Below are 11,123 nucleotides of genomic sequence, written 5' to 3'. Positions count from 1 at the left end.
CCGGGCGGTGCCCCGGCCGCCGCCGCGCCGCGCCGCGACCCGGCCGCCGTAGGCGGTCACGTCGTGCGTGCCGCCGGTTTTGTACATGCTCCCGGAGGCCGAACCGGTCGGCGTGCCGTCGAAGCCGGCGGCCGGCGGATGCGGCAGCAGCGACACCGGGACGGGCACCAGGCCGAGACCCGCGAGCAGCCCCTCGGCCGGCATCAGCCCGCTCCACAGGCCCGCGCAGCGCACGCACTCCCGGGCGTGCCGGGCTATTCGCTTGCGCCACAGCGCGGACGGGCGGCCGTCCCAGCCGGCCAGCACGTCGCCGAGTTCGGGGCAGCGCGGCCGGGCGTCGAGGGCGCGGACGACCACACGGGCCGCCTCCAGCTGGGCCTTCATCCGCTGCACCCGGACCGCGGTGTGCTCCGGGGACAGCGCGAGCGCCTGCGCGACCTCGGCGCGGGTCAGTTCACCGGCGCACTCCAGCCACCACAGCGACAGCAGGCCCCGGTCGTCCGGTTCCAGCCAGCGGGTGGCGCGTGCCGTCTCCTGGCGCTGGCCGGACAGCTGGAGCCGCAGCATCGTCAGGTCCACGAAGTCCGCGCCCGGGTCCGGGACCCGGCCGGCCTCCTCGACGCCGCCCGGCGCGGCCTGCCGGTCCTGCCAGTGCGCCCGCACCCGGTTCATGGCGATCGCCACCAGCCAGGACCGGAAGCTCTCGGGTTCGCGCAGCCCGGACAGCCCGTCGAGGGCGCGCAGCATGGTGTCCTGGACGATGTCGTCGACGTCCACGGAACCGTTCAGGGCGCGGCCCACGACGTTGTACACGAGCGGCAAGTGCGCGCTGACCAAGGCGTCCTGAGCCGCCGGATCGCCTTCGCGGGCGCGGTTCACCAGCGCCGCCAGCTCCACCGGGTGCTGTGTGCTCATACGAGAAGTTCCCTGTCCCTCGACGTCGGTCGATGATGTCCGATGCCAGGGAGACCGCCGACGGCGGCCCGGATAACAGTTCTTCGCAGATCCGATCGAAAACTTCTGCGGGAGAGGTCCGCGGCCGGCGGCGAACGGGTCCCGCCGGGCACGCCGAAGCGCCCGCCCTCCCGGTACGGGGGAGTGGAGGGCGGGCGCGTTCCGGGAGCGGGGGAGCGTGTCCCCCGCCGGCCGCCGTCAGGCGTTCTTGATCGCCGAGATGTCGAAGTTCAGCTTGATCTTGTCGGAGACCAGCACGCCGCCCGTCTCCAGCGCGGCGTTCCAGGTCAGGCCCCACTCGGAGCGCAGGATCTCGGTCTTGCCCTCGAAGCCGACGCGCTCGTTGCCGAAGGGGTCCTTGGCGGCGCCGTTGAACTCCAGGTCGATGGTGACCGGCTTGGTGACGCCGAGGATGGTGAGGTCGCCGGTGATGCGGTAGTCGTCGCCGCCCAGGGCCTCCGCCTCGGTGGAGCGGAAGGTCATTGACGGGAACTCCTCGGTCTTGAAGAAGTCCGCGCTCTTCAGGTGCCCGTCGCGGTCCGCGGAGCCGGTGTCGATGCTGTCCATGGCGATGTCGAGGGTGGCGGTGGAGGCGGCCGGGTCGGCGCCGTCCAGGTGCAGGGTGCCGGTGAACTCGGTGAAGCGGCCCTTGACGTTGGTGACCATCGCGTGCCGGGCCGTGAAGCCGAGCGTCGAGTGGGCCGGATCGATCGTGTAGTCGCCGGTGAGCGCGGCGAGGTCCGGGTTCACGACTGCGGCCGGGGCCTCGGGGGCGGTGGCGGTGGTGGTGACGGTGTCGTTCTTGCGGCCGAAGATGCCCATGGCGTGCTCCTTGGGGACGGTGTCGGCACCGGCGCGGAGGGGGAGCGCCGGTGATGTTGAATGTTCAATCACCTCAACACCGACGACCGTAGTCCGATTCCGTTCGGGTTTCAACATCCGGCGCGGAATGTCGCCGGCGAGTCCCGGCCGGACTCCGCCGGGCGCCCTCCGGTCCGCCGTACGGGTCTGCGCATCACTCAGGAGATGGCATCCTCGACAGGAGAATGTGAGCCGCCTCTCGATCCCCGCGTTTGTGTGACCTCCACAACGCCGATCCCCTCTGAGCAGTCGGAAAGCCTCAACAGCCCCGGGGTTCTGTTCAGGAGCACCAGGAAAACGGGCCGGAGACTGTACGGAGTCGACGGCTCGCTTTCCTTGGTGTCCTTCGTAAGGTCGCTACATGACCGTTTTGGAAGAGACCACGGGTGAGCCGACGGGTGATCCGGCCGGGGAGCCGGCGGACGCGCGCGGGCGGGTCGCGGAGCTGCACGGGATCCGTGCGCAGGCGGTGGCGGGTCCCAGCGAGAAGGCGACCGCGGCGCAGCACGCCAAGGGCAAGCTGACCGCGCGGGAGCGGATCGAGCTGCTCCTGGACCCGGGGTCCTTCCAGGAGGTCGAGCAGTTGCGCCGGCACCGGGCGACCGGTTTCGGCCTGGAGGCGAAGAAGCCGTACACCGACGGTGTGATCACCGGCTGGGGCACGGTGGAGGGCCGCACGGTCTTCGTCTACGCCCACGACTTCCGCATCTTCGGCGGCGCGCTGGGCGAGGCCCACGCCACGAAGATCCACAAGATCATGGACATGGCCATCGCGGCCGGCGCCCCGCTGGTCTCGCTGAACGACGGCGCGGGCGCCCGCATCCAGGAGGGCGTCTCGGCGCTCGCCGGATACGGCGGCATCTTCCAGCGCAACACCAAGGCCTCCGGCGTCATCCCGCAGATCTCGGTGATGCTCGGCCCGTGCGCGGGCGGCGCGGCCTACAGCCCGGCGCTGACGGACTTCGTGTTCATGGTCCGCGAGACCTCGCAGATGTTCATCACCGGCCCGGACGTGGTCAAGGCGGTCACCGGCGAGGAGATCACGCAGAACGGCCTGGGCGGCGCGGACGTGCACGCCGAGACCAGCGGCGTGTGCCACTTCGCCTACGACGACGAGGAGACGTGCATCGCCGAGGTGCGCTACCTCCTGTCGCTCCTGCCGCAGAACAACCGCGAGAACCCGCCGCGGGTGGAGACCTCCGACCCGGTCGACCGCCGCTCCGACGTGCTGCTGGACCTGGTCCCGGCCGACGGCAACCGGCCCTACGACATGACCAAGGTCATCGAGGAGATCGTCGACGACGGCGAGTACCTGGAGGTCCACGAGCGCTGGGCGCGCAACATCATCTGCGCGCTGGGCCGCCTGGACGGACAGGTCGTCGGCATCATCGCCAACCAGCCGCAGGTGCTGGCCGGCGTCCTGGACATCGAGGCGAGCGAGAAGGCCGCCCGCTTCGTGCAGATGTGCGACGCCTTCAACATCCCGATCGTCACCTTCCTGGACGTCCCCGGGTTCCTGCCCGGCGTCGACCAGGAGCACGGCGGCATCATCAGGCACGGCGCCAAGCTGCTCTACGCCTACTGCAACGCGACCGTGCCGCGCATCTCCCTCATCCTGCGCAAGGCCTACGGCGGCGCCTACATCGTCATGGACTCCCAGTCCATCGGCGCCGACCTGACCTACGCCTGGCCCACCAACGAGATCGCCGTCATGGGCGCCGAGGGCGCCGCCAACGTCATCTTCCGCCGCCAGATCGCCGAGGCCGCCGACCCCGAGGCCACCCGGGCCCGGATGGTCAAGGAGTACAAGGCGGAGCTGATGCACCCCTACTACGCCGCCGAACGCGGCCTGGTGGACGACGTCATCGACCCGGCCGACACCCGCGAGGTTCTCATCAGGTCCCTGGCGATGCTGCACACCAAGCACGCCGACCTGCCCTCCCGCAAGCACGGCAACCCGCCGCAGTAACCCAGCGGACGCTCCGCGGCAATCCCGCGGACCTCTCAGCCACGGAGACTGACACCATGGACATGCCCGACATCCGCGTCGAGAAGGGCCACGCCGAGCCCGAGGAGGTCGCCGCCCTCACGGCCCTCCTCCTGGCCCGCGCCGCCGCCCGCCCCGCCGACACCGCCCCGATCCACCGCGGCCGCCCCCGCGCCGCCTGGCGCCGCCTGGAGCGCGAGAACGGCTTCCGCGCCCCGCACAGCTGGCACTGAGCACCGCGCCACGGCCGTACGGCTCGCAGGAGCCCCGCGGGACCGGAGCCCCGTACGCCTTGAAGGGAGTCACCCCGCCCGGGGTGGCTCCCTTCGCGCGTCCGCGCGGGCGTGCGCCCCTGCTCGCCCGCGCGGCCCGTCCCGCGCCGGCGCACGGCGAAGGGGGCGTCTCCTCCCACGGGGAGGAGACGCCCCCTTGCGCTGTCGCGGGCGTGCGCCCGCCGTTACCGCAGGCGGGCCATCAGCGCGTGTTCCACGAGTGTGATGAGGGCGGACTTGGCGTCGGCGCGGTGGCGGGCGTCGGTGGTGATGATCGGGGTGTCGGGGCCGATCTGGAGCGCCTCGCGTACCTCGTCGGGGCTGTAGGGCTGCTGGCCGTCGAAGCCGTTGAGGGCGATGACGAACGGCAGTCCGCTGTTCTCGAAGTAGTCCACGGCCGGGAAGCAGTCGGCCAGGCGGCGCGTGTCCACCAGGACGATCGCGCCGATGGCGCCGCGGACCAGGTCGTCCCACATGAACCAGAAGCGGTCCTGGCCGGGCGTGCCGAACAGGTACAGGATCAGGTCCTGGTCGAGCGTGATGCGGCCGAAGTCCATGGCCACCGTGGTGGTGGTCTTGTCCCCGGTGTGGGTGAGGTCGTCGATGCCCGCCGAAGCAGACGTCATGACGGCCTCTGTGCGCAGCGGGTTGATCTCCGAGACGGCGCCGACGAACGTGGTCTTGCCCACGCCGAAGCCGCCCGCCACCACGATCTTCGCGGACGTGGTGGAGCGACTTGGAGAAACCGGCCCTCCGCTAGAGCTTGCGAAGTCCACTGAGCACCCTTTCGAGCAGTGTCACGTCTGGCTGGCCGCCGGCGCTCTCGTCGCCGCCGGGCTGATGGATGGCGACCAGGCCCGCCTCCGCCAAGTCGGCGACGAGGATCCTGGCCACGCCGAGAGGAATCGTCAGCAGGGCCGAGATCTCGGCCACCGACTTGATCTCGCGGCACAGTTGGCAGATCCGCTGATGTTCGGGCAACTGGCCCTGCATCTGGTGCGGTTGCGCGGTGGTGTGCACCAGGGCCTCGATGGCGAGCTGGTACCGCGGCCTGGTGCGGCCGCCCGTCATGGCGTACGGGCGGACCAGAGGGTTGCCCGACGCCCCGGCGGGCGCCGGCTCGGGGGCGCGTCGCTGCGGCTGCACCGGCTGGATGCGCGGCGCCTGCGGCTGGTCGTACGGCGAGGGGCCGGGGCCCTGCGGCGCGTACGGCTGCCGGTGGCGCGGGACGGAGGGGTAGCCGAACTGGTTCGCCGAACCGTCGCCCTGGCCCTGGGCAGGGCCGTACGACCAGTTGCCCGAATGCGAACCGCCTGGGGGTGTTGCCACTCTCTCTCCTCCTCCGATGGCGCCGGGCCTCCAACGGTGTGGAAGCCGCGTCCCGAAACCTTACGGCCACAGGACACCAAAACGCACCGTCTGACTTTCAGTTGAGAAGGCTTCCCTGGAGTTCCGCGCGGAGGTCCGGGGTGAGGACCGTGCCCGCGCGGTCCACCAGAAGGGCCATCTCGTACCCAATGAGACCGATGTCCGCCTCGGGGTGCGCGAGAACCGCGAGGGAAGAACCGTCGGAGATGGACATGATGAAGAGGAATCCCCGCTCCATCTCCACAACGGTCTGGTTCACGCTGCCGCCCTCGAAGATGCGGGACGCGCCCGCGGTCAGCGAGGTCAGACCGGACGCGACGGCCGCGAGCTGGTCGGCGCGGTCGCGGGGAAAGCCTTCGGACATCGCCAGAAGGAGTCCGTCGGCGGAGACCACCACCGTGTGGGACACCCCGGGGGTGTTGTCCACGAAGTTGGTGATCAACCAGTTCAGGTTCTGCGCCGCCTGGCTCATCGGGCTCACACTAACGCTCCTGGTTGTAGGTGCTGTCAGGACCACTGTGTTCATTCCTTGTGGCCTGGCCGTTCTTGTCACTTCCTGCGGTGCGTCCCCGTTCGACGCCCCGGCGCAGGTTGCTCAGCCTGCCCCGGACGTCCTCGGGGGCGCGGGAGACCTGTGGGCCGCCCTGCGGGGTCGATTCCGCGGTTCCCTCGACCAGGTTGGCCTTGGGCACCCGCCGCGGCAGGCCGGAGGAGGTCACCCCGCCCGCCTTGGGCTTGCGCAGCTTCGAGGCCTGCTGCCAGCGCTCGTCGTTCGCCGAACGCCAGCCGCTGTCGCCGTTGTTCGCCGGGGAGGAAGCCGGCGCCTCCCGGTGCTCGGGCCGCGCGCCGTCCGCACCGCCCGCCGTGGAACCCCGGCGGGGCAGCCCCGCGTCGGTCAGCGCGTGGCCGGCGGCCGGGTCCGCTCCGGGCTGGTCGAAGCCTACGCGGTTACCGTCGGTCACGTCAGCGGCCTGCACGGATTCCGCTTGCGGAGCGTACTGCTCGGCGTAGCCGTTCTGGTACGCGTCGCCCTGCGGCCAGTCGTCCTGGTAGGGCTGCTCCTGGAAGCCGGCGTACTGCTCCTGCGCACCCGGGTGGACGCCCGAGTGGTCCTCGCGCACCGGCTCCGCATAGGCGTCCGCGCCCGCGTAGCCGCCGTCGGCCGGGTAGCCGCTGTTCTGCGCGACGGCGCCGTCCTGCGCGTAGTACCCCTGCTCGTACGACTGCGCGCCCTGCTGCTCGTACGGCACCTGGCCGTGCTGGTCGTACGCCTGCTGTCCCTGCTGGTCGTACGCCTGCTGCTGGTCCGCGTAGCCGCTGCGGCCGTCGTAGCCGGCGGTCTGCTCCGGGTACGGGTTCTGGCCGGTGTCGTAGGCCTGCTGCCGACCGGCGGAGTCGTCCGGGAAAGCGGCGCCCTGGTGGGCCTCCTGGCCCTCCGGCGCGCCGCCGGTCTGGGACTCCAGGGCGGCCCGGCGCTCCTCGCGCTTGAGCGAGCGGCCCACCGGGTCCAGGCCCCGGAGGTCGTCCGGGACCTCCGCGTAGCGGCTGTCGTCGAAGCCGAGTTCGGCGGCGGTCCGCATCGGCGGCAGCTGGGTGAAGTCCTCCCCCGGCGCCTGCTGTTCGGGGATGATCTGGGAGACGGTGAACTCGTCGCGCTCCAGCGCCTGTTCGCCGCCGCCGCCGTGGGTGATCGCGTCCGGCAGCATGACCAGCGAGGTGGTGCCGGCCTGCTCGCCCGAGGGGCGCAGCTGGACCCGGATGCCGTGCCGGTCGGCGAGCCGGCCGACCACGAACAGGCCCATGCGCTGGGAGATCGCCACGTCCACGGTGGGCGGGTTGGCGAGCTTGTGGTTGATGTCCGCGAAGTCCTCGGCGGTCAGGCCGATGCCCTTGTCGTGGATCTCGACCATGACGCGGCCGTCGGGCAGCCGGGTCGCGGTGACGCGGACCTTGGTCTGCGGCGAGGAGAACGTGGTGGCGTTCTCCAGCAGCTCGGCCAGCAGGTGCACCAGGTCGGTGACCGCGCGGCCGTGGATCTCGGCCTCCGGGACGCCGGACATCTCGATGCGCTCGTACTGCTCCACCTCCGAGGAGGCGGCGCGCAGCACGTCCACCAGCGGGACCGGCTGGTCCCAGCGGCGGCCGGGCTCCTCGCCGGCGAGGACCAGCAGGTTCTCGCCGTTGCGGCGCATACGGGTGGCCAGGTGGTCCAGGCGGAACAGGTTCTCCAGCTGGTCCGGGTCGGCCTCGTTGTTCTCCAGGTCGGTGATCAGGGTCAGCTGGCCCTCGATCAGCGACTGGTTGCGGCGCGAGAGGTTGGTGAAGATCGCGTTGATGTTGCCCCGCAGCAGGGCCTGCTCGGCGGCGAGCCGGACGGCCTCGCGGTGCACCTGGTCGAAGGCGCGGGCGACCTCGCCGATCTCGTCGGTGGAGGCGATCGGGATCGGCTCGACGCGGGTGTCCACCCGGCCCGGGTCGGTGCGCGAGAGCTGGTCGACCAGCATCGGCAGGCGCTGCTCGGCGATGCCGAAGGCGGCGTTGCGCAGACGGCGCATCGAGCGGCTCATCTGGCGGGCCACCAGACCGGCCAGGACGAACGCGGCCAGCAGGGCGAGCAGGACGACGGCGCTGGTGATGAACGTGGACTGCTTGGCGTCGTCGGCGATGCCGGAGGCCTCGTTCACCGCGGTGTCGGCCATGTCCGACTGGATCTTGCGGTAGGCGTCGAACTTGAGGGTGTTGACGGCCCACCAGTTCTGCGCGGTGATGCCCTTGGCGGCCAGCTCCTGGCGCGCGCCGGCATCGGTGCTGTCCAGCGTGGCGAGGGCCGTGACCATCTTCTGCGGGTCCGACGGCGGGGCCACGTAGTCGGGGTTCTGGCTCTTGGCGTCCTGCGCCATCGCCGCGGCCTTGGTCTGGATGTCCTTCTTCGCCTGGTCCAGCTTCTGCGCGTCGGCCTCGGTGCCGCCGCCGAGGTACTCCTCGACGGCGATGCCCTCCAGGTAGGCGTAGGAGGACAGGGCGATGCGCTGGCTGGCCAGGTTGCCGGCGTCCGGACCGGGCTTGACCAGCAGATGCGTGCCGATCGAGCGTTCCAGGGACAGGGCGGCCTGGGTGAGGGAGATCGCGTAGACCGTACGGCCGTAGGAGGTGATGTTGCCGGTGCCCAGACCGAGTTCGTTGGCGAACTCCATCAGCGGGTGGCCGACCTTGACGTAGCCCTCCTCCGTCTGCACACCGGTCAGCTTGGAGGTGAAGGCGGCGGCGCGCAGCGACTGGAGTTCGGGCTCGGTCTCGCGGAACAGCTTGAGCCGGCGCACCAGGCCGGGCTTCTGGGGCATGTCCTTGGCGGCTGCGTCGAAGGCGTCGGCGGCCTTGTCGGTGGCGGCGCGGGCCTGGGTGACGGTGGCGTCGTTCTGGCCCTTGCCCTGGAGCAGCGGGGCGGCGGTGACGTCGCGCTCGTTCCACAGGGCGTTGGCGTAGCTGAGGGAGGCCCGCACCAGACGGGCGGTCTTCTCGGCGTCCTGGGCCTCGTTCCAGGTGTCGATCGAGCTCTTGACCTGGAAGCCGCCCATGACGAGGCCGACCAGCACGGGTATGAGCAGGATCGCGTTCAGCCGGGTGCGCACCCGCCAGTTGCGGGGAGAGAAGGGACCGCCGCTCGGCGCGGGGGCGCTCGCCGACTCCGAACCGGGCACGTGTGCGGGCGCCGCTCCGCGCGGCGGCGGGGTGAAGTTGCCCCGGGCCGCCGACGGCTCGGGACCGTTCTTGCTTCGCCTCACTCGACCAACAACCTCTCGGCGGTCGGCACCTTCGTTGTGCCGCAGTGTCTCAAGCCCTCTGCGCCGGCGACGACGTCAGCATCACTGAGTACGTCTTTGACTATTGGGCAGTTCAGGCATTCCAGCACGCGGACATGCGGTCTTCCAAACAGTTGGAACCGGCCGCGCCCGCACTTGTAAGCCCCAGATAAAACGGTCATAAAGAGCGAGCGGCGTCAAAAGGCGGGCGCATCGTGCGCGCAGCGGCACCGGATGTGCGCGACGCGTTGCAGTACCACCCGATTCCTCTGCCGAAACGTTATGAACACCGGGGCCGACCGTGTCAAAGGACACAGCCGGCTCCGGTGCTGCTACGACAACTGGTGTATCGCGACCCCTGCTTGGGTGCTATGTGAGATGTGTCCGTGTCCGCGCCGTTACCGCAGGCGGGCCATCAGCGCGTGTTCCACGAGCGTGATGAGGGCGGACTTGGCGTCGGCGCGGTGGCGGGCGTCGGTGGTGATGATCGGGGTGTCGGGGCCGATCTGCAGCGCCTCGCGTACCTCGTCGGGGCTGTAGGGCTGCTGGCCGTCGAAGCCGTTGAGGGCGATGACGAACGGCAGTCCGCTGTTCTCGAAGTAGTCCACCGCGGGGAAGCAGTCGGCCAGGCGCCGGGTGTCCACGAGCACCACCGCGCCGATGGCGCCGCGGACCAGGTCGTCCCACATGAACCAGAAGCGGTCCTGGCCGGGCGTGCCGAACAGGTACAGGATCAGGTCCTGGTCGAGCGTGATGCGGCCGAAGTCCATGGCCACCGTGGTGGTGGTCTTGTCCCCGGTGTGGGTCAGGTCGTCGATGCCCGCGGACGCGGAGGTCATCACGGCCTCCGTGCGCAGCGGGTTGATCTCCGAGACGGCGCCCACGAACGTGGTCTTGCCGACACCGAAGCCGCCCGCCACCACGATCTTGGCGGAGGTGGTGGCCCGGCCCCCGTCAGAGCTTGCGAAGTCCACTGAGCACCCTTTCGAGCAGCGTCACATCAGGCGCGCCGCCGTTGTTCTCGTCACCGCCCGGCTGGTGGATGGCCACCAGCCCGGCCTCGGCCAGGTCCGCGACGAGGATCCGTGCCACGCCGAGCGGCATGGCGAGGAGCGCCGACACCTCGGCGACCGACTTCACCTCGCGGCACAGATGGCAGATCCGCTGGTGCTCCGGGAGCAGTCCCATCAGCGCTGCCGGGTCGGCCGTGGTGCTGATCAGCGCCTCGATGGCGAGCTGATAGCGCGGCCGGGTCCGGCCGCCGGTCATCGCGTACGGACGGACCAGCGGCTGGTCGCCCTCGTCCCCGTACGGCTCGGCGTACGGATCATGATGGGCGGTGGGCGGGGTCATGAATCCTCCGGGCGGGACAGCAAGTCGGTCGGGCGAGCCGTCTGACGGGGCCGGTGGGGGGATTGTGGCGGCCGGACGGTGATTTGGTGACGTGGGTGGTACCGGGGCCGGTCAGTGGAGCAGACTGCCCTGTAGTTCGGCGCGCAGGTCGGGGGTGAGCACCGCGCCCGCCCGGTCGACCAGCAGCGCCATCTCGTAGCCGACGAGGCCGATGTCGCACTCCGGGTGGGCCAGGACGGCCAGGGACGACCCGTCCGAGACGGACATCAGGAAGAGGAAGCCGCGCTCCATCTCCACGACCGTCTGCGCCACGTTGCCGCCCTCGAAGATCCGGGACGCCCCCGCGGTCAGCGAGGTCAGGCCGGACGCGACGGCCGCGAGCTGGTCGGCGCGGTCGCGCGGGAACCCTTCGGACATCGCCAGAAGGAGTCCGTCCGCGGACACCACGACGGTGTGGGACACCCCGGGGGTGTTGTCCACGAAGTTGGTGATCAACCAGTTGAGGTTCTGTGCCGCCTGGCTCATCGG

At 70.7% G+C, this 11,123-nt stretch carries 11 protein-coding genes; 2 read left to right on the top strand and 9 right to left on the bottom strand.

Annotated elements, in window-relative coordinates; translation table 11 throughout:
- Both K7787_RS17945 and K7787_RS17940 read right to left on the bottom strand, forming a co-directional pair.
- The coding region (locus K7787_RS17945) for an RNA polymerase sigma factor (RefSeq protein WP_247721015.1) at positions 1-915 on the bottom strand (915 nt) is incomplete at its 3' end.
- 237 nt (positions 916-1,152) lie between these two features.
- Positions 1,153-1,776 carry a YceI family protein gene (locus K7787_RS17940; protein WP_223002138.1) on the bottom strand — a complete coding sequence of 208 codons (624 nt, stop codon included), beginning with the start codon at positions 1,774-1,776 and terminating at the stop codon, positions 1,153-1,155.
- A gap of 400 nt (positions 1,777-2,176) precedes the next feature.
- On the opposite strand from K7787_RS17940, the gene K7787_RS17935 reads away from it, so the two are divergent.
- Complete coding sequence (locus K7787_RS17935; RefSeq protein WP_019983029.1) at positions 2,177-3,784, top strand: acyl-CoA carboxylase subunit beta; 1,608 nt, start codon at positions 2,177-2,179, stop codon at positions 3,782-3,784.
- A gap of 56 nt (positions 3,785-3,840) precedes the next feature.
- Complete coding sequence (locus K7787_RS17930) at positions 3,841-4,035, top strand: acyl-CoA carboxylase epsilon subunit (protein WP_009190809.1); 195 nt, start codon at positions 3,841-3,843, stop codon at positions 4,033-4,035.
- Positions 4,036-4,259: 224 nt separating this feature from the next.
- Here the strand turns inward: K7787_RS17930 and K7787_RS17925 are convergent, their stop codons facing one another.
- The 7 genes from K7787_RS17925 to K7787_RS17895 form a co-directional block, all read right to left on the bottom strand.
- On the bottom strand, positions 4,260-4,850 hold the full coding sequence (locus K7787_RS17925) for a GTP-binding protein (RefSeq protein ID WP_043261333.1): 591 nt from the start codon (positions 4,848-4,850) through the stop codon (positions 4,260-4,262).
- Positions 4,831-5,403 (bottom strand): DUF742 domain-containing protein, encoded by a 573-nt coding sequence (locus K7787_RS17920; protein ID WP_009190813.1) that lies wholly within the window; start codon positions 5,401-5,403, stop codon positions 4,831-4,833. The genes K7787_RS17925 and K7787_RS17920 overlap by 20 nt, the downstream gene beginning before the upstream one ends.
- 97 nt (positions 5,404-5,500) lie before the next feature.
- Positions 5,501-5,914: a roadblock/LC7 domain-containing protein gene (locus K7787_RS17915; RefSeq protein ID WP_004983065.1), complete on the bottom strand. Its 414-nt coding sequence runs from the start codon at positions 5,912-5,914 to the stop codon at positions 5,501-5,503.
- Between the two features lie 10 nt (positions 5,915-5,924).
- On the bottom strand, positions 5,925-9,224 hold the full coding sequence (locus tag K7787_RS17910; RefSeq protein ID WP_223002136.1) for a sensor histidine kinase: 3,300 nt from the start codon (positions 9,222-9,224) through the stop codon (positions 5,925-5,927).
- Positions 9,225-9,640: 416 nt separating this feature from the next.
- A complete protein-coding gene (locus K7787_RS17905; RefSeq protein WP_009190815.1) occupies positions 9,641-10,216 on the bottom strand; it encodes a GTP-binding protein in 576 nt (191 codons plus the stop codon).
- Positions 10,197-10,595: a DUF742 domain-containing protein gene (locus K7787_RS17900; protein ID WP_009190816.1), complete on the bottom strand. Its 399-nt coding sequence runs from the start codon at positions 10,593-10,595 to the stop codon at positions 10,197-10,199. The genes K7787_RS17905 and K7787_RS17900 overlap by 20 nt, the downstream gene beginning before the upstream one ends.
- A 111-nt stretch (positions 10,596-10,706) precedes the next feature.
- Entirely contained in the window at positions 10,707-11,120 is a 414-nt protein-coding gene (locus K7787_RS17895) for a roadblock/LC7 domain-containing protein (RefSeq protein WP_003973453.1), read from the bottom strand.
- Positions 11,121-11,123: the final 3 nt, after the last annotated feature.

The organism is Streptomyces sennicomposti (assembly GCF_019890635.1).
GTDB lineage: Bacteria > Actinomycetota > Actinomycetes > Streptomycetales > Streptomycetaceae > Streptomyces > Streptomyces sennicomposti.
Note: the sequence above shows the minus strand (reverse complement) of the source record. Positions and strands in the feature narration are given on the sequence as shown.

Excerpts from the sequence above, each read along its gene's own strand:
- K7787_RS17940 (WP_223002138.1), bottom strand. The coding sequence starts at position 1,776 with ATGGGCATCTTCGGCCGCAAGAACGACACCGTCACCACCACCGCCACC.
- K7787_RS17935 (WP_019983029.1), top strand. The coding sequence starts at position 2,177 with ATGACCGTTTTGGAAGAGACCACGGGTGAGCCGACGGGTGATCCGGCC.
- K7787_RS17930 (WP_009190809.1), top strand. The coding sequence starts at position 3,841 with ATGGACATGCCCGACATCCGCGTCGAGAAGGGCCACGCCGAGCCCGAG.
- K7787_RS17915 (WP_004983065.1), bottom strand. The coding sequence starts at position 5,914 with ATGAGCCAGGCGGCGCAGAACCTGAACTGGTTGATCACCAACTTCGTG.
- K7787_RS17900 (WP_009190816.1), bottom strand. The coding sequence starts at position 10,595 with ATGACCCCGCCCACCGCCCATCATGATCCGTACGCCGAGCCGTACGGG.
- K7787_RS17895 (WP_003973453.1), bottom strand. The coding sequence starts at position 11,120 with ATGAGCCAGGCGGCACAGAACCTCAACTGGTTGATCACCAACTTCGTG.